At 40.9% G+C, this 22,699-nt stretch carries 24 protein-coding genes; 14 read left to right on the forward strand and 10 right to left on the reverse strand.

Going from position 1 to position 22,699, the window contains the following annotated elements:
- The first annotated feature begins 14 nt into the window (after positions 1-14).
- Both ABIE66_RS01035 and ABIE66_RS01040 read left to right on the forward strand, forming a co-directional pair.
- Positions 15-230: a hypothetical protein gene (locus tag ABIE66_RS01035; RefSeq protein WP_057915016.1), complete on the forward strand. Its 216-nt coding sequence runs from the start codon at positions 15-17 to the stop codon at positions 228-230.
- A gap of 267 nt (positions 231-497) precedes the next feature.
- A complete protein-coding gene (locus ABIE66_RS01040) occupies positions 498-2,132 on the forward strand; it encodes a PucR family transcriptional regulator (protein WP_370013610.1) in 1,635 nt (544 codons plus the stop codon).
- A gap of 126 nt (positions 2,133-2,258) precedes the next feature.
- Here ABIE66_RS01040 and yhfH (ABIE66_RS01045) read toward each other — a convergent pair whose 3' ends face one another.
- Genes yhfH (ABIE66_RS01045) through yhfH (ABIE66_RS01065) form a run of 5 tightly spaced genes read right to left on the reverse strand, consistent with a single transcriptional unit; the run spans position 2,259 to position 3,075 of the window.
- Positions 2,259-2,399: a protein YhfH gene (yhfH, locus tag ABIE66_RS01045; protein WP_289318694.1), complete on the reverse strand. Its 141-nt coding sequence runs from the start codon at positions 2,397-2,399 to the stop codon at positions 2,259-2,261.
- 28 nt (positions 2,400-2,427) lie between these two features.
- Positions 2,428-2,565, reverse strand: coding sequence for a protein YhfH (gene yhfH, locus ABIE66_RS01050; protein WP_289318696.1), 138 nt, complete (start codon positions 2,563-2,565; stop codon positions 2,428-2,430).
- 29 nt (positions 2,566-2,594) lie between these two features.
- Positions 2,595-2,732: a protein YhfH gene (yhfH, locus tag ABIE66_RS01055; RefSeq protein ID WP_289318696.1), complete on the reverse strand. Its 138-nt coding sequence runs from the start codon at positions 2,730-2,732 to the stop codon at positions 2,595-2,597.
- Between the two features lie 30 nt (positions 2,733-2,762).
- Positions 2,763-2,900: a protein YhfH gene (gene yhfH, locus ABIE66_RS01060; protein ID WP_289323374.1), complete on the reverse strand. Its 138-nt coding sequence runs from the start codon at positions 2,898-2,900 to the stop codon at positions 2,763-2,765.
- Between the two features lie 40 nt (positions 2,901-2,940).
- Complete coding sequence (yhfH, locus tag ABIE66_RS01065; protein WP_289318698.1) at positions 2,941-3,075, reverse strand: protein YhfH; 135 nt, start codon at positions 3,073-3,075, stop codon at positions 2,941-2,943.
- A gap of 514 nt (positions 3,076-3,589) precedes the next feature.
- Here yhfH (ABIE66_RS01065) and ABIE66_RS01070 point away from each other — a divergent pair.
- From ABIE66_RS01070 to ABIE66_RS01115, 10 genes are all read left to right on the forward strand, one after another.
- On the forward strand, positions 3,590-4,480 hold the full coding sequence (locus ABIE66_RS01070; protein WP_289323375.1) for a diacylglycerol/lipid kinase family protein: 891 nt from the start codon (positions 3,590-3,592) through the stop codon (positions 4,478-4,480).
- A 306-nt stretch (positions 4,481-4,786) separates the two neighbouring features.
- Entirely contained in the window at positions 4,787-6,820 is a 2,034-nt protein-coding gene (locus ABIE66_RS01075; protein ID WP_289323376.1) for a Na+/H+ antiporter, read from the forward strand.
- Positions 6,821-6,919: 99 nt separating this feature from the next.
- On the forward strand, positions 6,920-7,456 hold the full coding sequence (locus tag ABIE66_RS01080) for a GNAT family N-acetyltransferase (protein WP_289323377.1): 537 nt from the start codon (positions 6,920-6,922) through the stop codon (positions 7,454-7,456).
- A gap of 172 nt (positions 7,457-7,628) precedes the next feature.
- Complete coding sequence (locus ABIE66_RS01085) at positions 7,629-9,014, forward strand: protoporphyrinogen oxidase (protein ID WP_370013611.1); 1,386 nt, start codon at positions 7,629-7,631, stop codon at positions 9,012-9,014.
- Between the two features lie 171 nt (positions 9,015-9,185).
- Positions 9,186-9,728 carry a helix-turn-helix domain-containing protein gene (locus tag ABIE66_RS01090; RefSeq protein WP_370013613.1) on the forward strand — a complete coding sequence of 181 codons (543 nt, stop codon included), beginning with the start codon at positions 9,186-9,188 and terminating at the stop codon, positions 9,726-9,728.
- A 74-nt stretch (positions 9,729-9,802) separates the two neighbouring features.
- Positions 9,803-10,912, forward strand: a complete 1,110-nt coding sequence (locus ABIE66_RS01095; RefSeq protein WP_289318704.1) for an ABC transporter ATP-binding protein — start codon at positions 9,803-9,805, stop codon at positions 10,910-10,912.
- Positions 10,902-11,705, forward strand: coding sequence for an ABC transporter permease (locus ABIE66_RS01100; RefSeq protein ID WP_289323380.1), 804 nt, complete (start codon positions 10,902-10,904; stop codon positions 11,703-11,705). The genes ABIE66_RS01095 and ABIE66_RS01100 overlap by 11 nt, the downstream gene beginning before the upstream one ends.
- 1 nt (position 11,706) lies before the next feature.
- Positions 11,707-12,510, forward strand: a complete 804-nt coding sequence (locus ABIE66_RS01105; protein ID WP_289318706.1) for an ABC transporter permease — start codon at positions 11,707-11,709, stop codon at positions 12,508-12,510.
- Positions 12,507-13,580, forward strand: a complete 1,074-nt coding sequence (locus ABIE66_RS01110) for an ABC transporter substrate-binding protein (RefSeq protein WP_289318707.1) — start codon at positions 12,507-12,509, stop codon at positions 13,578-13,580. Before ABIE66_RS01105 ends, ABIE66_RS01110 begins: the two co-directional genes overlap by 4 nt.
- Before the next feature lie 314 nt (positions 13,581-13,894).
- Complete coding sequence (locus ABIE66_RS01115) at positions 13,895-14,785, forward strand: peptidylprolyl isomerase (RefSeq protein ID WP_370013614.1); 891 nt, start codon at positions 13,895-13,897, stop codon at positions 14,783-14,785.
- A gap of 54 nt (positions 14,786-14,839) precedes the next feature.
- On the opposite strand, the gene ABIE66_RS01120 is transcribed toward ABIE66_RS01115, so the two are convergent.
- Positions 14,840-15,364 carry a YtxH domain-containing protein gene (locus tag ABIE66_RS01120; protein ID WP_370013615.1) on the reverse strand — a complete coding sequence of 175 codons (525 nt, stop codon included), beginning with the start codon at positions 15,362-15,364 and terminating at the stop codon, positions 14,840-14,842.
- Positions 15,365-15,531: 167 nt separating this feature from the next.
- On the opposite strand from ABIE66_RS01120, the gene ABIE66_RS01125 reads away from it, so the two are divergent.
- Both ABIE66_RS01125 and ABIE66_RS01130 read left to right on the forward strand, forming a co-directional pair.
- Entirely contained in the window at positions 15,532-15,996 is a 465-nt protein-coding gene (locus ABIE66_RS01125) for a MarR family winged helix-turn-helix transcriptional regulator (RefSeq protein ID WP_289318710.1), read from the forward strand.
- Positions 15,997-19,113, forward strand: coding sequence for an MMPL family transporter (locus ABIE66_RS01130; protein WP_370013616.1), 3,117 nt, complete (start codon positions 15,997-15,999; stop codon positions 19,111-19,113).
- Between the two features lie 116 nt (positions 19,114-19,229).
- Here ABIE66_RS01130 and ABIE66_RS01135 read toward each other — a convergent pair whose 3' ends face one another.
- From ABIE66_RS01135 to nagA, 4 genes are all read right to left on the reverse strand, one after another.
- Positions 19,230-19,952, reverse strand: a complete 723-nt coding sequence (locus ABIE66_RS01135; protein WP_370013617.1) for an SIS domain-containing protein — start codon at positions 19,950-19,952, stop codon at positions 19,230-19,232.
- A gap of 83 nt (positions 19,953-20,035) precedes the next feature.
- The gene (locus tag ABIE66_RS01140) at positions 20,036-20,758 is read right to left on the reverse strand and encodes a GntR family transcriptional regulator (RefSeq protein WP_289323384.1); all 723 of its coding nucleotides are present in this window, start codon (positions 20,756-20,758) and stop codon (positions 20,036-20,038) included.
- Between the two features lie 15 nt (positions 20,759-20,773).
- Positions 20,774-21,508: a glucosamine-6-phosphate deaminase gene (nagB, locus tag ABIE66_RS01145; RefSeq protein WP_370013618.1), complete on the reverse strand. Its 735-nt coding sequence runs from the start codon at positions 21,506-21,508 to the stop codon at positions 20,774-20,776.
- Positions 21,508-22,686: an N-acetylglucosamine-6-phosphate deacetylase gene (nagA, locus tag ABIE66_RS01150; protein WP_370013619.1), complete on the reverse strand. Its 1,179-nt coding sequence runs from the start codon at positions 22,684-22,686 to the stop codon at positions 21,508-21,510. Before nagA ends, nagB begins: the two co-directional genes overlap by 1 nt.
- Positions 22,687-22,699: the final 13 nt, after the last annotated feature.

The raw sequence follows: 22,699 nt of genomic DNA on the forward strand, positions 1-22,699 counted from the left end.
AAGGGGGAATGGAAATGTCCGAATATCAAGAGTATCGCTTAGAAAGGGAACAAATTGATTTTTTACTTGAAAGAGGATATCGAATCACCCGGGTTTCAGAAAATTTAAGCGGAGCTTTTCTCGATTTTGAACTGATTGAAGGAACGAAGCAGGAATGGAAGCAATTGAACATCAAAACCCCTGAAGGAAGAAAATACTTCTCTACCCTGCTTTTCAGGAAATTGAATTGAAATAGTTATGAACCGGGCCTATTCCACATGAATGGGTCCTTATTCTTGTACCTGTTTAGATTTTCATTAAAAGAGGGTAATGATAGATGTTGAAAGTGAATGAACAGGTAATGTGTATTTTTGTTTTCCCAGGAGCCATGTGCGTGTGGAAAAGTGGCGAATTTTTTGTAGAATTTTGACGTTAGATTTTCTGACAAGTGTCTGGAGATTTAAGGATTGTCCGTTTATAATAGATTTTAAAGCAGTTTTATAAAAGGATGTGGATGGATGAATACATCGATTACAATCGAGGAAATTCTAACACGCAAGCATTTTAATCTGACGGATATAATTGCAGGTAGCAGTGGGATAAAGCGTCAAGTGAAGTGGGTCCACTGCATGGAAGTCACCCAAATCAGCCATTTGTTAAATGGAAATGAACTGATTCTGACTACCGGTTTAGGGTGGAAAGATTGCGATGACACATTTCTATCTTACTTAAAACAGTTAATTGAATGTACTGCAGCTGGACTCTGTATAGAGATTGGCGCCAACACCATGGCAGTGCCGCAATGTGCAATTGATCTTGCAAATGAACAGCAATTCCCTATCATCCTTTTTCATGAAGAAGTCCCTTTCGTGGAAATCACTCAGGATATTCATTCCCTTATCATCAATAAACAATATCAAATGATCTCCAACTTAGAAAACTACTCCCAGCAGTTAAATAAAAATCTCCTCGAAATTGACCATTATGAACCAATTCTAAAATTTCTCCACAGCTATTTAAATGTACAGGTTATTCTTATCTTCAATGAGAACGATATAGCCAGCATTCCAAAAACAAAGAAAAAAATAACCTATCAAATGGTAGCGGACATATACGAAGAAAAGCGAAAAATGGATAAAACCGTTTTTAGACAGCCAATTCAAGTACTTGGTGAAAATTATGCGGAACTGCTTATTTGCAGCAACGACAGAGAACTGACGGACTTTGATTCACTGATTTTGGATCGAACGGCTACCGCATTGGCACAGCATCTATTAAGGGAATTATATATAGAAGAAAAGAAAATGTCGGAGGAGAGTAAATGGCTTACAAATTGGATTGAAGGTGAGTATAGTGACGAAGCAATCCGGGAAAGGCTTTCCTATATAGATCCGAAAATGCAGTTGGATGGCGGAATTGTTTGCATTTGCAAACAACACCCAAGGTATAATAAAAGTTCTGCAAAATTAGATGGAACCTATTTTAAGATAATGTTTAAGACAGTTTTTGAACAGTACGGCTTTCAGATATTTTCTATGGAAATACATCAGCATCTAGTTTTTATTTTAGGTGATAATCGTTCATCTGAAGATTGGAAATCAAGGGTGACAAGCGCAGTGGACCGAATCATGAAAATGGATGTAAGCGGGCGTAATCGTATGAGTCTGCTTTCCATTGGTTTTGGAAAGCATGTTCAAAGGTTAAGTGAGATTTATAAAAGTTATGAAACGGCCCGCGAGACTCTGCTGCTTCAGGATACCTTACCAGAGGATAACAGGAGCTTCTTTTATCAGGATTTACATATGCATCGCATGATTTCGCTCATAAATAAACATGGTAATCTGGAGGAGACGGTGCTTGAGTATTTAGGTCCCGTCATTGAATATGACAAGCAAAACAATGGTGAGTTAATGCCTACCCTGAAGACCTATCTTGCTTGTAATGGTTCTAAACAGGAAACATCAAAACAACTATTCATTGTCCGGCAAACGCTATATCATAGGCTTGAAAAATTGGAGAAACTTTTAGGTGCGGATTTTATGCGTTCAGATAAGCGTCTTGGCCTTGAATTCATGATTTTTGCATTGGACTTCTTACAGTACAGCAGCAGGAAGGTCAGTGGAAAATATGTAGATAAATATATTGGTAAGTAAAAAATAGTTGCGACTGCAGGGTGTCCCAAGGACATCCTTTTTTGAATGTAAGGAAAGGGAAACTAATACAAGGTTAATGCTGACATCAAAATGGCCTTTATAGCTTTTTGATGTCAGCATCTTTTTTTAATATTCATCTTTTTTGGAAAGGCAGTGGTCACATTCCAAGAGGTAGGACTCTGCTTGTTCAGTGATATGAGTACCGCATTCCGTACATTGTTTAGGTGGCAGTGACCTGAAGAATTCCAATGGGTTTTTAGTTTGCATGATGGTTCCTCCTTATGATTTGGTTTAGTTAGTCTTCGCGTTTGGAAAGGCAGCGGTCACATTCCAAGAGGTAGGATTCAGCTTGTTCGATGATATGGGTGCCGCATTCCGTACATTGTTTAGGTGGCAGTGACCTGAAGAATTCCAATGGGTTTTTAGTTTGCATGATGGTTCCTCCTTTTTGAATTGGTTTAATTAGTCTTCGCGTTTGGAAAGGCAGCGGTCACATTCCAAGAGGTAGGATTCAGCTTGTTCGATGATATGGGTGCCGCATTCCGTACATTGTTTAGGTGGCAGTGACCTGAAGAATTCCAATGGGTTTTTAGTTTGCATGATGGTTCCCTCCTTTTTGAATTGGTTTAATTAGTCTTCGCGTTTGGAAAGGCAGCGATCACATTCCATTAAGTAGGATTCGGAGTGTTCAATAATATGGTCACCGCACTCAGGGCAATTTTTAGCAGGGATATTGTTGAAAAATTCAATGGATTTTTTCAGTTGCATGATTATTTCCTCCTTAATAATGTTTTTTTTTTCGACCGAATTATTCTTCACGTTTGGAAAGGCAGCGATCGCATTCCAACAGATAGGAATCTGAGTGGTCCACATGTGTTTCACCACATTCAGGGCAATATTTAAATGAATCGATTATGAATGAATCTGATTGATAATCTTGCATGTCTCGCTCCTCCTCTTTATAGTACAGTTATTGTTGCTTGTTTGTTGTTATAATACAGTATATACCCGAATTTGGAAAATGTATAGGTATTTTACAGAAAATTTGAAATTTATTTCATGTAGAGTCTGAAAACCCTATAGAGAAGGGGTTTATCAGCTATTATTTTTTGTTTTTTTCTTCATGGTAAGGAGGGATTTGAAGAGAAAATTCATTTTATAGATGAAAAAAAATACGAAGGAGCGAAAGGGACAGACAATTTTCAATTGATATGAATAGGTGTAATTGTAACAGATGTAGAACAGGAAGATCAGTGATCAATGAATGCCTGTTTCACAGTCCATGTAACAATAAGAGCTTGTTCTAAAATGACAGCAAACCGTCTAAACTGAAGCGATAATTTGAAAGTTACTGGAAAACTTCTTTATTCAACAATCAGAAAAATTGTCCGTTTGGTTTTAGTACTTCAGTAAAGAGGTAACTTGCTAATAGAAGTACAAATAATGGGAGGTAGCATATGTCGAAAGTGATGATTATCATAAATCCATCTTCAGGTAAGGAAAAGGCAGGAAAGATTTTGCCGAAAGCGGAAAAGGCGCTTGGTGATATTTATGATGAGGTGTCCGTTAGAAAAACCGAAGGAGAGGGGGATGCTACGGGTTTTGCTATGGAAGCCTGTGAAGAAAGGTTCGATGCGGTCATTTCCATGGGTGGGGATGGAACGGTGAACGAGATAGTGAATGGCTTGGGCGAGCAGCAACATCGGCCAATTTTCGGAATCATTCCACTAGGAACCATTAATGATTTTGCTAGATCATTGGGTATACCCATGAATCCCGATGCAGCTATTGAGATACTAAAGGATATGCATATTAAGGAATCGGACATAGGGAAGATCAATGATCGTTACTTCATGAATGTGTTGGCAGTAGGGGCAATCGCCGAGGCTACCTATAATGTGTCCGTTGAACAAAAAACCCGACTGGGGTCTTTTGCATATTTCATTGAAGGAGCAAAAGCAGTCATTAAAAAGAATCCGTTTCCTTTAACGGTTGAACATGATCAGGGCAGGTGGATGGGTGAGGCTCATTTACTGATTGCGACAATGACTAACTCTGTCGGCGGTTTCGAACAACTTGCACCGGAGGCGGAAGTGAATGATGGAAAGCTGCACACATTCATCATTAAGGATTTATCTCTTCCTCTTATCGTCAAGATCATTCCCAGTTTAATGAGGGGAGAGATCAAAGGACATGATGAGGTTGAATATATTCAAACATCCAAGCTCCATTTATCCACAACAGAGGAACTTGCAGTCAATATAGATGGTGATGAAGGCTTTCTTCTTCCTTTTAAGGCGAATGTACTGCACAAACATCTTCGTCTGTTTGTCCCGGGAACAAAATGAGCGTGTTAGTGCCAACTTGTTATGTGGGTCATATTTTTCACAATGACCATTGTCATTATCATGTGGGAAAAGCTGATTAGGATAGCCAATCAGCTTTTTTCCATTCAATAGACAGTCACCATATTTTCCGATGTAAATCCGTTGAGGTATTGGGTTGATTTTGTATTCATAAGGTCCTTTGCTTAATAAAAAGCATCATTATTCAGGAGGGTTCTAGGTTAGAATAGTTAATGCATGAATGGTTGGGTATAAATATGTTACGCTTATAGTTATGATAATAGATGAGAGAGGAAGTTTGATGTTTGTATGGAGTTTTTCCTTGTTATATTAGCCCTTCTTATATTGATTGGAGTGTCTAATGTAATTAACCATTTTATACCTTTTATACCTGTACCATTAATACAAATAGCACTAGGTGTCATACTGGCACTTTTACCCTTGGGTATGCATGTTGAGATGGAGACGGAATTGTTTTTGCTGCTATTCATCGCGCCCCTTTTATTCAATGATGGCAAAAATGTACCCCGCACAGCTCTATGGAAGTTGAGAGCACCCATTCTAATGCTTGCACTGGGCCTAGTATTCATAACGGTTTGGGCAGGCGGGTATCTAATTAATTGGATGATTCCATCGATTCCATTGCCGGCAGCATTTGCTTTAGCTGCCATTTTGTCACCTACAGATGTAGTGGCAGTAAGCGCTTTGGCGAGTCGGGTTAAGCTGCCTAAGAGCATTATGCACCTTCTCGAAGGAGAGGGGCTAATGAATGATGCCTCAGGTCTGGTTGCCTTCAAGTTTGCCGTAGCAGCTACAGTCACTGGTGTTTTCTCCTTAGTCGACGCAACCTTCAGTTTCATATGGATTGCAATTGGTGGGTTTGTAGGTGGAGCAATACTTGCTTTCGTCGTAATCAGGCTTCGTGTATTTCTTCGCCGCTTAGGGATGGAAGACGTCACGATGCATATGTTGATCCAAATCCTAACTCCTTTTATTATTTTCCTCGCTGTGGAACATTTCCACCTTTCTGGGATTTTAGCGGTCGTGGCTGGGGGAATTGTCCATGCCATTGAACGAGATCGGGAAATATCACCAACTGTAGAACTTCAGGTCGTTTCAAAGAGTACATGGTCCGTCATTTTATATGTATTGAATGGACTTGTATTCGTTTTGCTTGGCTTGCAAATCCCAAGCGTTGCGAAGACTATCTTTCAAGATCCAGCCTTCAATAATGGACAAGTGCTCCTTTATATCGTGATCATTACACTTTTCCTCTTCGCTTTACGATTCATTTGGCTTACGGCTGCCTGGTCGATTGGTTGGATGACGAAAAAAGCAGGCGCCCAAAAACCAGACTTCAAAGCTGCCGGAATCATTACCATTTCCGGTGTTCGCGGAGCTGTAACGTTAGCGGGTTCGTTCTCGATTCCATATGTATTGGCAGATGGAAGTCCTTTTCCTGAGCGTTCGTTAATCATCTTCATTGCAGCAGGCGTCATATTGCTGACCTTGATTGTTGCGAGTGTATTTCTGCCAATCGTAGCACGATCCGAAGAGGAGGATGTAGTGGACAAGCAGGCTGACAAAACGAAAGCTGCTGCCATTCACACACATCAAGCGGCCATCCGGGTGGTTGAGTCCCAAATGACAGATGAAAACCGTGAAGCGGCTTTATCGATTATTTCGAGGTACTGTTCAAAGATCAATGAATTGTCCTATGTAGAACAGGAGAAAGAGCCAGCTGCATTAAGAGAAGAAGAGAAGGTCCTTCGCTTCAAGGCCCTTGAAGCAGAGGAAAGATTCCTTGATAAACTTATTAAGGATGAAAAAGTGGATCGGGAGACGGCGTATATATGCAAGGAATACATCCAGCGTATGGAAGGCGCGGTCACAAACCGAATGAAATTCCGTTTTTTCAGGACAGTAACGCTTTTCAGAAGAAGTATGCTGAGGGTTTTTAAATTATTTTTCCCTAATAAAAGTGAAATAAGAAGGATCAATATAGAAAGATTGGAAAAGGTGAGAGACCTTAAAATCAGGATGTACAAAGCCGCCATCCAAGAGATGCAAGCGGGTATCACTTCTGAAAATCATGAGACATCTTCGATGATCATAGAAGAGTATAAAGTGTTGATTTTAAAATGCAAACGGGAAAATAGAGGCCGAATCCCTAGTAAAATGGTCGATTATGAAAGGGAACTATTTTATAAAGCGATTCAGGCGGAGCGGGACGAAGTGCAGGATATGTTTGAAAAACGACAAATTTCCCGTGATGTTGCCAATATACTCCGACAGCAAATCAATTTACGAGAAGCACTGACAATCAATGAAAAAACCCATTGATTGACTTAAGGAGCGCTGCCGAAATATTCGGCAGTGCTTCTTCCCGTTAGGGGAGGGATTTTAAGAGGAGGCATAGAATCTTTAAGTATCCAATAATTGATGAAAGTGGTGTGCCCAATGGAACAGGACAAGGAAATCAAGACCGTTACCTTAACGCCTTATTTACCGGAACATCTTCACGAGCTTTCCCAGTTTTATTTACCGGATACACAAACCCCTTTTTCAGCTCTGCCCGAAGAGTCACTGAAATATTGCCGGGAAGATTGTGACAGGCATCCTATCGTAATATTGGTTGAGGGTATCCCAGTTGGCTTTTTCGTTTTACATATTGGCGAGACCATCACCCCTTTCACCAACGATAAAAAAGCGATATTACTCCGTGGATTTCTTGTTGATCAAAAGCATCAAGGTAAAGGAGTTGCAATGAAAGCTTTGCAAATCCTTCCGGAATTCGCAAAAGGGATTTTTCCAAACAAGGATTCGATCATTCTGGCAGTGGACGTCATGAACGTGATTGCAAAAACGCTTTATGCGAAAGCGGGGTATCAGGATACAGGGATTCAAAAAGAAGGCAGAAGCGGGTTGATGGAAATAATGGAGTATAGATTAGATACGATGAACAAGGATATGGAATAAGAAACGACAAATTGGCATGTAGCCTTTTCCAAAGAGGAGAGGTCTTTTTTTGTCCAATTTGTTACAGGTTTCATTACGAAACTAATGATTTAGAAGGGCCGTTTTTAATATTGCTGCTGCCTTATGGTACACTTTACTTAATGAAAATTTCGTTAATCGAGGTGTAGTCCTAATGAAAACAATCGTAGTCGTAGGTGGAGGCATTACCGGTTTATCAACCATGTATTATTTACAAAAAACGGCTAAAGCGAACAGTCTCTCCGTACGATTGATATTAATAGAAGGAAATGAGAAATTAGGCGGTAAAATCAGGACAGTGCATGATGGTCCTTTTAAAATCGAAGCGGGTGCCGATTCGATTGTCGCAAGGAAGCAAAATATAGTACCATTTCTTGAAGAATTGAACCTAGAGGACCAAGTTGTCTATAATGCGACGGGAAAATCATTTATCCATACGGATGGCATGCTGAAGGGAATCCCGGAAGATGCCTTATTCGGAATTCCAATGAGCCTGGAGTCCCTGGCGAAAAGTGATCTGGTTTCCGCACAAGGGAAGGTCGACGCCTTAAAGGATTTCTATACAAAAAATGAGACGTTTACGAAAAATGACTCAATCGGTTTATTCCTTGAAAGTTTCTTAGGTAAGGAATTGGTGCAAAAACAGATATCACCTGTCCTATCGGGTGTTTATTCAGGGAAATTAAATGAATTGACCATTGCCAAAACACTGCCTGAGATGCTGGATTATAAAAATGAATATGGCAGTATAATACGCGGTTTATCGGAAAATAAGCAGAAATACCAAAGCAAGGGAAATAGGAAGTTCCTTTCGTTTAAAAATGGCTTATCGGCATTGATTGAACGTATTGAGGAGAGCCTCGATATGGTGGAAATTTTAAAAGGGATCAAGGCAGAAAAAATTAGAAAGAATGATCAGGGGTATATCATTTCATTGGCAAACGGTGAAACGCTGGAAACGGACTTCATTGTTTTGAGTACACCGCATACAGCTGCCCAGAAACTATTGGGTGATCGGGAGTTGGATCAAGACTTCGCTGGCTTGATCAATAGTTCAATGATTAGCGTTTATCTTGGATTCGATATCCCGGACAGTAAGCTTCCTAAAGACGGGACTGGTTTCATTGCAGGTGATAATAGTGATTTGATCTGTAATGCATGTACCTGGACAAGCCGGAAATGGGAGCATACTTCTGAAAACAGTCAGCTTTTAGTAAGGCTTTTTTATAAAAGCTCAAGTCCGGAATATGAACGATTACGGTCCCTTACAAACCAGGAATTAATTCAGGTGGCTTTACGCGACATTAAAAAAAGTTTAAGTATTTCTGGGACTCCAATTACAAGTGAAGTGACGAAATGGCATGAAAATATGCCAAACTACCATATAAAACATCCTCAAATCGTTCAATCCCTGGAGGCGAAAATCTCCGAGAATTATCCGAATGTTTTACTTGCGGGCTGTTCATACAATGGTGTTGGAATCCCGGACTGTATTGCAGATGGCGAAAAGAAAGCGCAAGAGATTTGTCTGAAGTTGTAAAAGAAGGACTGCCAGTAGGCGGTCCTTTTTTCATGCATTCCTGGAACTTTCAATTGAAGTTTCCAGTATTTCCTGTATAATAATATTCGTAAAATTAAACTGGAAGTTTACTTATATAAAACTTTATCTACTGTGGGTTTACTATAAGTAAACCAATTGAGGGTAAATAGGATGCAAATTGGAAAAAAAATTAAGAATCTTCGCTTGAAAAAAGGATTGACCCAGGAAGAATTGGGGGAAAGAACGGATTTAAGCAAAGGGTATATTTCACAGTTAGAAAGGGATCTTAGTTCTCCTTCAATTGAAACTCTTTTCAACATTTTAGAAGTACTCGGCTGTAAGCCGAAGCAGTTCTTCGATGATGAGGATCACGTCCAAAAAGTGGTGTATGAAGAAGAAGCGCAAACATTTTTCATTGATGAGGAACGAGGGTATCAAATCCAGTGGCTCGTGCCTGAATCGAATGAGAAGGAAATGGAACCGATTCGCTTGACTCTTCAGGAAAAAGGGGAGTTCAAACAATTTGAACCATCCTTGTCGGAAACATTCGGTTATGTATTAAGCGGAAGAGTCATTGTAAAGCTTGGTACTCATGCGTATTTCGTCAAGGCAGGGGAATCGATTTATTTTCATGCTTCAGATGAACATCAAATCATCAATGATTTTAAAGGTCCATCCGAGTTATTGCTAGTGGTGACGGAATCCTACTTGTAGAATTCAAGACAAATGCATTGGTTCATTTAAGGTAAAGATGGATGAAGTAAGGGAATGGAAAGAGGGAAGTAGCTATGGCAAACGGGAATATAATACGCTTCGATCAGGTTACGAAGCAATTCGATGATGATACGATAGTTCTCGATAATGTTAGTTTTGAAATCGAGAGAGGGAAGTTCTATACGCTCTTGGGTCCTTCCGGCTGTGGGAAGACCACGATCCTTCGCTTGATTGCTGGATTTACGGAGGCATCCAAAGGTGATATTTACTTTGAAGGAAAAAGGATCAATGATGTACCAGCCAATAAAAGGCAAGTAAATACGGTATTTCAAGATTACGCACTTTTTCCGCATTTAAATGTGTTTGAAAATGTAGCATTCGGCCTTCGGATCAAGAAAATGAAAAATACGGAAGTGGAAAAAAAGGTGAAGGAAGCCCTTAGCTTTGTTAATTTGGAGGGTTATGATAAACGGGAGATCAGGGAAATGTCCGGTGGTCAACGGCAAAGGGTAGCGATTGCCAGGGCGATTGTTAATGAACCGGCAGTCATCCTTCTGGATGAACCGCTATCTGCCCTCGATTTGAAATTGCGTACAGAAATGCAATATGAATTGCGGGAGCTGCAACAAAGACTTGGAATCACGTTTATCTTCGTCACTCATGACCAAGAGGAAGCATTAGCGATGTCAGATGAGATTTTTGTCCTTAACAAAGGGAAAATTCAGCAAAGTGGGACCCCTACGGATATTTATGATGAACCGCTGAATCGATTCGTTGCCGATTTCATCGGTGAGTCTAATATTGTAAAAGGAAAAATGATTGAGGATTACCTCGTGGAATTCGTCGGCAGACAGTTCGAATGTGTCGACCAAGGATTGAACAGTAATGAAGCTGTCGATATTGTCATCCGCCCGGAAGATTTAGAGATCACTTCCGTCGATCGCGGAAAACTGCAAGTTCGGGTGGACTCCCAGCTATTTCGCGGTGTTCATTATGAAATCAGCTGTTATGACCATGATGGAAATGAATGGCTTGTCCAATCAACGAAAAAAGTGGCGGTGGGAGATGAAATAGGTCTTTATTTCGATCCAGAATCGATTCATGTCATGCGATTGGGTGAAACTGAAGAAGAATTCGATAAGCGTTTGGAAGCGTATCATGATGGGGAAAGTCATGCAGAATAAAATATCCCGGAATATTTACTTCATACCCTATGTCTTATGGATTGCTTTATTCGTGATTGCACCCATTTTGTTAATCCTTTACTATTCCTTCTTTGACATTGAAGGCAATCTCTCTTTGATTAACTATCAAAAGTTCTTTACGCCAGTATATTTAAAAATGACTTTAAGTTCATTTTGGTATGCTTTCCTGATTACGGGAATATCCCTTTTAGTGGCTTACCCGACAGCATATCTATTAACGAAAACCAAGCATAAGCAGTTGTGGCTTTTGCTGATTATCGTACCTTCCTGGATCAATTTACTTTTGAAAGCTTATGCCTTCATTGGTATTTTTGGCACGTATGGTGTGGCGAATGGTTTTCTGGAGGCTGTAGGGATTGGAAAGCAGCAGATTCTCTTTACGGATTTCAGCTTCATCTTCGTTTCGGTTTATATTTTCATCCCGTTTATGATTTTACCGATATTCAATGCGCTTGATAAAATGAATCCAACCCTTTTGGATGCGGCCAACGACTTGGGAGCGTCCCGATGGATGACATTCCGCCGCGTCATTTTTCCATTGACGTTAGATGGTGTGAAGACGGGATGCCAGGTAGTCTTCATCCCGGCACTTTCATTGTTCATGCTTACAAGGCTGATTGCCGGTAACCGCGTCATTACGCTTGGTACGGCTATCGAGCAGCACTTCCTTGTGACACAGGATTGGGGCATGGGTTCCACTATCGCGGTATTTTTGATTATTATAATGTTCCTGATTATGTTTGTAACGGGTAACCGAAAGCAGGGTGTGTAAATTGGGCAATAAATTATCACCAATATCAAAAGCGTTTCTCGTGTTGATTTTTCTCATACTCTATGCACCGATTTTCTTTTTAGTCTTTTACTCTTTTAACAGCGGTGGAACGATGTATGATTTTAAAGGGTTCACGATGGAGTGGTACAAAGAGCTATTCCAAGATACAAGGCTGTTGATCATTGTATTGAATACACTTGTGATCGCTTTATTATCTGCACTGATCGCCACTATCATAGGGGTGATAGGGGCCATTGGAATTCGGTCCTTTACGAGCAGTAAAGCTAGGAATACGGTATTGTCATTGAATAATGTATTGATTGTCAGTCCCGATGTCATCATCGGTGCCTCCTTCCTGATTTTATTCACAATGGCCGGGATCAAGCTTGGATTCTACTCGGTACTGTTGTCGCATATCGCCTTCAGCATCCCGATTGTTGTGCTGCTGGTCCTTCCGAAGCTTCAGGAAATGAGCCCTACCTTAATTGATGCGGCCCGAGATTTAGGGGCAAGCCGGTGGGATGTATTGACGAAGGTCATCCTGCCATACATCTTACCAGGTATCTTTGCTGGTTTTTTTATGGCATTGACTTATTCCCTTGATGATTTTGCGGTTACGTTCTTTGTGACGGGTAATGGCTTTTCCACTCTATCTGTGGAAATCTATTCATTGGCCCGCCGTGGAATTTCATTGAATATCAATGCCCTATCGACACTGCTATTCGTAGTGACACTACTGTTAGTTGTCGTTTATTACTATATAACTCAACGTGTAAGGCAAACGGGAATGGGGGGGAAACGATGAAAAGGCTGGTCCAAATGTTTTTGATCATTTCCCTCGTATCCGCTTTGCTGCTATATGCGATTTCCAGATTGAATTCATCGCAGGGGTTTACTAGCAGCAATACGCTTACCATCTATAATTGGGGCGATTACATCGATACGGATCTAATCGACCGTTTTGAAGAAGAAACAGGTATAAAGGTCATTTATGAGACGTTCGATTCCAATGAGGCAATGATGACGAAAATCGAACAGGGCGGTACGACTTATGATATTGCCATTCCGTCTGAGTATATGATCGATAAGATGAGGCAAGAGGACTTACTGGTTCCCTTGGATCATTCCAAGCTACCAAATTTGAAAAATATCGATGAGCGATTCATCAATCTGCCATTCGATCCGGAGAACAAATATTCCGTGCCGTATTTTTGGGGAACGGTTGGAATTGTTTACAACTCCAAGATGCTCGGTGGCAAAGAGATAACGGCTTGGGCGGATTTATGGGATAAAGATTTAAAAAATGAAATCCTTTTGACGGATGGGGCTAGAGAAGTGATAGGCATGGGACTGAACTCTTTGAACTATTCATTGAATGATATAGATGAAGAACACCTTCAAGAGGCAAAGTCCAAGCTTGATGCACTCACCCCGAATATTAAAGCGATCGTTGGAGATGAAAGCCGCATGCTATTGGAAGCCCAGGAAGCGGCGATTGGTCTTGTTTGGTCTGGAGTTGCCTCTGAAATAATGGCTGAAAATGAAGATCTCGAATACGTAGTACCAAAAGAGGGGTCCAATTTATGGTTTGATAATATGGTCATCCCGAAAACAACCAAAAATGTCGATGCGGCTCACCAGTTCATCAACTTCATGCTGGACCCGAAAGTTGCAGCACAGAATGCTGAATATGTAAGCTACTCGACACCTAATAAGGAAGCGTTGAAATATATGCCTGAAGAAGTGGTGAAGGATGAACGTTTCTATCCATCACCGGAAATGACAAAGAAACTGGAAGTATACGAAAACCTTGGCAAGAAAAACTTGGCCCATTACAATGAACTCTTCCTTGAATTTAAGATGCATCGTAAATAAAACGAAAAAGCATGGTGTAAAGGAATTCCCCTTACACCATGCTTTTTTCTGGTTTTGACGAGATTTTCTCCCACAGCTTCACCTCTGTAACCTATATGGTCAAAGTCAATATAACGGTATAATTTAGATTGCTACTGTATAGCAATGTAAGTTGGTAGCAGGTCAGTTTTTTAGTAATACTCTAAAATTTCAGTGGGGATATAAGTATGTTAGTATAATGATTGAATTAATGCATACTGCAGGTGGAATTAAAATCTTAAGGATTAATTAATATTCCCAAGCTATGATAATAGAAAAAATAAGGGAGACTATTCATGAAACTATTAAGAAGCACGAAGGCATATGTTTGGGCAGGGAGCATTTTAATCATTGCCGGGATCATGGCTTTTGCGATGATTTCGTCCACGGATAAGACAATGGCAAGTATAGATGGTGAGAAAATCAATAAGGATGAGCTGTATGACGCACTTATTGCAGGGTACGGAGCAGATACTTTAGACCTGTTAATTACGAATAAATTGGTTGAATTGGAAGCGGAAAAAGAAGGAATTAAAATTAAGGATGAAGAAATCCAGAAAGAAATCGATACGATGGTTGAGTCCTACGGTGATGAAAAGGCATTAAAAGAGCAATTGGAAGCAAGCGGTTCGTCCATGGAAGCCTTGAAAAAGGACATCGTGGTTTATCTGCAAACGAAAAAACTGATTGAACCGAGAATTACCGTGACAGACGATGAAATCAGTACGTATTTTGAGGATAATAAAGATACATTTGCACAAGCGGAACAAGTGGAGGCTAGTCATATTTTAGTCGAAGATGAAAAAACGGCTAAAAAAGTTGCGAAGGAAATTGCAGACGGCGGTGATTTCGCTAAATTGGCAGCTAAATATTCCACTGATACAGAAACGGCAGATAAGGGTGGAAGCTTGGGGTATTTTGGGAAAGGTGATATGGTGGATGAGTTTGAAAATGTTGCCTTTGATCTTGATATCGATAAAGTCAGTGATCCAGTCAAATCCGATTATGGTTACCACATCATAAAGGTAACCGGTAAGAAGGAAGCAAAAAAAGCTAATTTAGAAGACAGTAAAGAAGTGATCAAGGAAAAACTGATTTCTGAAAGATTACAAGAGGAATATCCCGTTTGGTTAGCTGAAGTGAAAAAGGACCATGAGATAACGAATAAACTAGAGGGTTCTGAATAAGGTTATTAAATGATATAAAAAAAGCTGGGGCATATTGCCTCAGCTTTTTTTATATTAAAAGTTGGATGAAATGGATTTTTTATTGGATAAACCTGACTTGGTAACGACTTCATCACTCTCTTTTTCACCTTTTTTATTATCGGATTTCAATGATTGTGATGGCGTTTCTTTCAGTTGTTTACCGGCAACGACCACTTTTGAACTGATGTCTTTTAATTCACTTGTGGCGTCCTTAGCTGTACCAAGGGCATTAGTGGAGATATCCTTTACTTCGGAAACTTTACCCACCACGTCTTCATTGACAGTTTCATATAAGGTTTCAACGTCGTTGATGGCTTCTTTAATCGTCTCTGTTGCCCCTTTGACTCCTGAGACCATCTGTTCCTTCATTTCGCTGGGATTTTCCTTGACCTGTTCAATCATATTCATGGAGTTATCTTTTAAAAGGACGGCTGAACGCTTCACTTTATTTCTTGTGCTGGAGTCAAGCAAGGTTAACGCACCACCAACAAGTCCCCCGATTAGAATCCCTTTTAATAGTTTGCTATTCGTTTGAGTTTCGATAGTTGTTTGAGTCATTTATATTTCCTCCTTAAGAATAGTAGATTGTTTGCTTACTTTGGTTTTCCCTTATTTACCATAAGTTAAACTGGAAATAATAAACTTTCATGGGATTGACGAAATAAATAAAACAATAGTAAGCTACATATAGTTAAGTGACTGAACTACTTTTGTGAGGTGTAACGATGACTAATGAAAAAGTTTCCGAATTGATTGATCGATATATGAAAGTCTCCTTCTATGTAAATAAGATGGGGGAACTTTTAATAAAAGATCAGATTTGTGATGTGCTGACAAACGAACAATACTATACTTTACGGTTCATTGAACAACAACGGTTATGTACTTCGACGGAAATCAGTGATGCCTTTTATATTAATAAGAGTGCCGTCACTTCCAATATCAACAGGCTGGAAGGCAAAGGATTGATAGAACGGGAACAGGACCTGGTTGACCGGAGGGTCTTTCACTTGAAGCTTTCCAAAGAGGGGAAAGCATTGTTACAGGAAACGGAAAATAAGATTCATAAATTGGTAGAGAGCATCATGACGAAATTCGATTATGAAGAGATCGTTAGATTCCTTGATACATATGAGAAGCTGGCACAAATTTTCATTCAAATGAAGAATGAGGAATGGGAGGAAATATAAATGAGGGGAATCATAAAGGGAAGATGGCTGGTCATTATCGCTTGGGTTGCAATTACGGCAGGTTTATTGTTTGCGGCACCGAATATGGCGGACCTTGTCCGGAATAAGGGACAGCTGGATGTACCGGCAGAGTATTCCTCTGGGATGGCCAATGAGCTAATGAAAGAGATCCAGGATAAGGATGAGTCACAAGTGGCTCTCGTATTTCATGGTGATAAGAAGTTGTCTTCCTCGGAATTGAAAGAGATTGAAATAGCGATCCAAAAGCTTGAAAAGAATAAAGCGGAGCTTGGCATCAAAGAGGTCATGACCCATTTTAATGAGCCCTCGCTAAAAGGTCAGTTGGTCTCGGAGAATGAAACCACGGTTTTGACATCCATCACGATGGTCAAGGGTGACCGAGAAGCTAAGGATGTGATCGATTCCCTTTATAAAGAGTTGAAGGAAGTGGATGTCGAGCATTATTACACAAGCAGCTGGATGATCGATGAAGATCTTAATGCCAATTCCCAAGAGGGGCTTAAGAAAACTGAAGGCATCACGGTTGTCTTCATTCTGGCGGTATTGCTGATAGTCTTCCGTTCAGTGGTGACACCGATCATTCCGTTGGTAACAGTCGGCTTCACATATTTATGTTCACAATCCATCGTCTCATTCCTGGTGGATAAATGGGACTTTCCGATTTCGTCTTACACCCAAATATTCCTGGTTGGTATTTTATTTGGAATCGGGACTGATTATTGCATACTGCTGCTTAGTCGCTTCAAGGAGGAGCTATCGTCACAGGAGTACTTACCTGAAGCGATCATGGAAACATACCGAACTGCCGGTAAGACTGTATTCTTCAGTGGGCTGACCGTAATGATTGGCTTTGCGGCAATAGGTTTTTCTACTTTTAAGCTCTATCAATCTGCGGCGGCCGTTGCCATAGGGGTTTTCATTTTAATGATCGCCCTTTATACGATCGTTCCATTTTTCATGGCGGTTCTTGGCAAAAAGCTATTCTGGCCGGCAAAAGGGAAGCTTGCGCATAGTGAAAGTAAACTATGGGGAATGCTCGGTAACTTCTCCTTGAACCGCCCATTGTTGGCGCTAATGATCGTTGCAATCGTCTGTGTTCCTTTTTTGGTTATGTATGATGGGGAAATTTCTTATAACTCCCTTGAAGAAGCGGGTGATGATGTTCCTTCCATCATGGCATTTAATATCATTTCCGATGAATTCGGTCCCGGACAATCGATGCCAACACAGATTGTCATCAAAAATGACGAACGTATGGATTCGGAAGATTACGTCGCACTTGCTGAAAAAATCAGCCAGGAAGTCGTCAAGGTGGATGAAGTCGATGTAGTTCGTTCCATGACCCGCCCGGCAGGTGAACCGATTAAGGACTTATTTGTCGCGAATCAAGCCGAAACTTTGGAAAAGGGTATCGGGGAAGGAAATGAAGGCATTAAACAAATAAGTGAGGGGTTAAAAACGGCAGGCAGTGAGCTTTCCGATTCAGGGCCGCGCTTGAAGCAAGCGACGGACGGTATAGGGGGTCTCATATCCGGGACCAATGAATTAAAAAGTGGCGTAGGTCAGGTCGAGAAGGCGTTAACAAGCATTGAAGCAGGCATACGCGATGGGTCTTCAGGGACTGGGGACATAAAAAACGGACTGAATGAGGTCAAGGCAAATCTGGAGAAGCTCGCCACCGGAAGCGGACAGCTCCTCGAAGGCTATAAACAATCAGCTAATGGGTTAAGTGAGCTCACAGGGGGCTACAAAGAGATTCAAACTAACCTTACGGGCGTATCACAAAGCCTTGCTGGTTTAAATACTTCCTTTGAGCAAATGGAAGCCACTCATCCAGAATTACAGGCTGATCAGTCCTATCAAACGATCAAGCAAACCGTACAAGGGGCACAGGGTGGCTTGGAGCCCATGGCAGCAGGCCTTTCCGAACTCAATAGGAGTCTTGGTACAGTGTCCGGCGGTTTGAATACAGCGAACCAAAGTATGGCAAATATCGTAAAGGGTCAAACCTCTCTTGGGGAGGGCCTGAACCAATTGATTTCAGGTGTTGACACTTTACAAAGAGGCCTAAGCACCATGGCCAATGGTCAGGGTGAAGTCATAAATAATCTGTCAGGATTTAAAGGAGGACTTACCAGCCTAAGTAATGGGCAGCAAGAACTCCTAAATGGTTTTTCAAGCCTCGGCGGGCAACTTACTGATTTGACAGATGGATTGAATGAAAGTGCGGATGGACTGAATGAAGTCCATGATGGACTATCATCTGCACAGGGTTATTTATCAGGGCTGGCAAAAACGGATAAAACGGTAACAGGTATGTACATTCCAAAAGAAGTAGTGGAAAGCGAAGAATTCAAGGAAGCATTGAACGCGTATTTATCTGAAGATGGTAAGATCATGACCATGGATGTGGTATTCAAGGCGAATCCATATTCCAATGAAGCAATCGAGCAAATCGATTCGATTGAAGCAACCGTTGAAAGAGTAACGAAAGATACAAAGCTAGAAAATGCGCAAGTGGCGATAGGCGGTATCACAAGTACGCATCATGACTTGGGAACGATGTCTGAGGAGGATTTTTCCCGGACGGTCGTTTTGATGCTGTCGGGTATTGCAATCATTCTCTTTTTCATGCTCCGATCCCTGGTCATGCCGATCTATTTGATTGTTTCGCTCGTTTTGACCTATTATACAGCGGCAGCCATTACAGAGTTGATTTTTGTTAATATTCTCGGTTATGCAGGCATCGGCTGGGCCGTTCCTTTCTTTGCATTCGTCATCTTGATTGCTCTTGGCATTGACTATAGCATTTTCTTGATGGATCGCTTTAACGAATGGAAAGATAAGCCGGTCAAGGAAGCGATGTTACTATCCATGAGGAAAATGGGAACGGTGATCATCTCGGCAGCCGTAATTCTTGGCGGAACTTTTGCTGCCATGATGCCAGCAGGCGTATTATCGCTATTGGAGATTGCCACTTTAATATTGGTGGGGCTTGCTTTATATGCGTTTGTCATATTGCCATTGTTTATTCCAGTGATGGTTGCGACGTTTGGAAATGCGAATTGGTGGCCGTTTTTAAAAAATAAGGAATAAAGGGAAGTACCCTTAAACTAAAGAAGGCATCCGCATGGATGCCTTCTTTAATATTTCATCGTGACTGCTTTATGAGGAACATAAAAGCTTATGTATTCCTTTTTGGCTAAACCGATTCACAATTGGGGGATTCTTGTTTTATATTTCGCGATGATCTTTTGATTGTGTTCATCGGCCCCTTCGATATTACTGCTTAGGAATACGGGAGGGGTTTCCCCCGATTCAATAATCGTTTGGATGACTTGCGTAAAAATCATATTGAGGAGAACGGCCCCGATCACGGTCGATCCAGAACCAAAAGATATATTATTTGATTTCAGTAATGTGTCACCTTTGGAAATATGATTATCTATGACCAAATCAACGACATCGTGAAGATAATGCTTCTGTTTATGCCGTGAAAGACAACTTTTTGCATATTCCGGTGATGTTAGTCCAATGACAAAGGCCCCTTTTTCTTTTGCGAGTGTCGCGACATCAATGGGAACGGGATTCACGCCAGATGATGAAATGACGATACAGATATCACCAGGACGGATATCCTGATCATGCATGAATTTCTCTGCTAGGTCATTTTGCCGTTCAAGTTGGGAGGACCTTGATGCACCCTTAAAAAGCATCAAATCTTCAACGAAAATAGGACGAATCGCGGCTAACCCACCTGCCCGGTAGAATACCTCTTCCGTCAAAATATGAGAGTGTCCGCTTCCGAATAAATGGATGACTCCATCCGACATCACTGCTTTTGAGATATGTTCCACGGATTTCTTAATTGAATGCTTTTCCTCTTCTCCCACAATTGTGAGTAACGCCTGCACTTCTTCAAAGTATGAGTTCATATATGTGCAACCTCCGATTTACCTTTGGCATTAAAGACTTTAGTGATGAAATTTGCCCTTGTTTTATATCCGAAAAATTCAAGTTATCTGGTTATGGTGATAGTGAACTTATATCTGTCCGCACGATAAGCCGATTTAACATATTCAAGGGGAGTTCCATCTATTAGGAACGTATTCCTTTGAATGAATAATATGGGTGAGTGCTTTGGAATCGCTAAATGGGTGACTTCTAATTCAGATGCAATCGATGATTCCAATGTTTGTGTAGCATAATCTATTTTAAGTTTTACGTAATTCTCCACATATTGGTAAAGGGAATGGTTAATGATTTCTTCCGTTAACCCTTTAATTAAATTAGCAGACATGTACACGGTCTCAAGTGCCATTGGAACATCATCAGCCAACCGAATGCGTTTTATTTCATAAACGGGTGCATGAAGGGAAATGAGCAATTCACTGGCAATTTTCTTATCAGCCGGAATGATTTCAAAACTCAGCAGCTTACTGCTTGGATTTAATCCCCTGGCTTTCATATCCTCTGTAAAACTGGTCAACCCATTGAGCTGCTGCTCCAATTTTTTATCGGCAACAAAGGTACCCCTGCCTTTTTGACGGTATAAGTATCCGTCATTAACTAAGTTATTTATGGCTTGCCGGACGGTCATTCGGCTAATTTCGAACTGCTCCGCATATTCACGTTCAGATGGAAGGGCATTGTGCGCTTGGAACTCACCGTTTTCTATTTGTCTTTTTATTTGTTCTTCGATTTGAAAATAAATCGGAAGAGGTGAGTTTTTATCAATCATCGACTTTCGCTCCTTTTAGGGAAGTATCACTCCGGATAACGCTTTTTGGTCTGCGATAATTGTAACACTATTATGTTTTTTTAGGATAGATGCAGGGAATTCCTCTGAAATGTCACCGTGTATCAATTTCTTTAAGGTTTCGGCTTTTTCTTCACCGGATATCAGCAGCAGAATTTCTTTACTCTTCATGATTGTTGAAATGCCCATCGTAACGGCATGTGTGGGAACTTCGTCTAGGGAGTCGAAATAACGTGCATTTGCCTGGCGCGTTGAATCTTCAAGTGTCACGACATGTGTACCGGATGTGAAAGAAGTTCCAGGTTCATTAAACCCAATATGGCCATTTTGCCCAATACCAAGTATCTGAAGGTCGATCCCTCCCACGGAATCAATCATTTCGTCATACCGTTTACATTCTCCAGAGGTGTCATCGGCTGTGCCATTCGGAAGGTGAGTGCCCTCTTTATTTATATTGATGTGAGTGAATAAGGAGTCATCCATATAGTAATGATAACTGTTTGGATCATTTGGACTTAAGCCGATATACTCATCAAGATTGAAAGACGTTACATTTTCATAAGAAGTATTATTGCTCACGTGATCTTCAATCATATTATCGTACATCCCTTTAGGGGTACCGCCTGTTGCAAGGCCCAATTTGATATCCGGATTTCCTTTGACTTTTCCGATTACTATTTCAGCTGCTGTCCGGCTCATTTCTTCATAGTCCTGCACTTTAATGATATTCATTATACATTCTCCTTTTTAAAAGCTAAATTACCTCTACAGAACGTCATTTCAACGTCCAATCGGTCATTCAATATTACAAAATCGGCGTCTTTGCCGACTTGGATGCTTCCTTTTCTGTCAAAAATCCGAAGCTGCTTGGCAGGGTTTTCTGCCGTCATTTTTATAATGTCTCTCATGGAACAATCGGTATATTTTAAGGTGTTTTTAATGGCATCGTTCATTTTCAATATACTGCCGGCTAGTGTACCGTTTGAAAGCGTTGCTTTCGTTTCGTTAACATACACAGGCTGGCCACCTAAATCATAGGTACCTTTTTCGAGCCATTTTGCACGAAGCGAGTCCGTTATCAAAATCATGCGTTCACTGGTAATTTGGTTATATGCCAGTTTCACCATTTCCGGCCTGCAGTGAATGCCGTCAGCAATAAGTTCAACATATAGCTCGTCTCGAAGATAAGCAGCTCCCAAAACACCAGGTTCGCGGTGATGGAGTCCCCGCATCCCATTATAAAGATGTGTAACGTGGGTAGTCCCTGCTTGGATTGCTTCATCAATTTGGTCATATGTTGCATCTGAATGTCCAATGGAAGCGACGACGCCAGTTTCCCTTAAGTGAGCGGCAAGATCTAATCCGTTTGGTTGTTCAGGAGCAAGCGTTACAAGCTTGATTTGATTTTCGGCCATTTCCTGCCACCTTTTAAATAGAGTGACATCAGGGTCAACGATATGCTCTTCAGGCTGTGCTCCTTTACGGACCGGTGAAATGAAAGGACCTTCTAAATGGATCCCAACTATTTCAGCGTGTTCTTGTGTTTGATTTTCGATATATTTACCAGCATTAAGAAGTGCTGATTCAATGGCTTGGGTAGATTGAGTCATTGTAGTGGCCAGAAAGCTGGTGGTTCCTTCTTTAGGAAGAGTCTCTGCCATTGTGGATAATGCTTCATGTGTGGCATCCATTGCATCGGAATTGGATGCTCCGTGAATATGAATGTCAATCGCACCGGGAATTACCTGATAATCCGGTGAAAGAGTAATTACCTTGGCATCATCGGCCTGTTTGTATTGGCTGACTGGACCAACTTCGGCAATTTTTCCATCCACGACTTTAATATACCCATTTTGGTATGTTTCCTTTTCGCTATGAACTGTTAGATTATTAATAATGAATGTTTTCATACATAATCTCCTT

This window comes from Peribacillus sp. B2I2 (assembly GCF_041261685.1).
GTDB lineage: Bacteria > Bacillota > Bacilli > Bacillales > DSM-1321 > Peribacillus.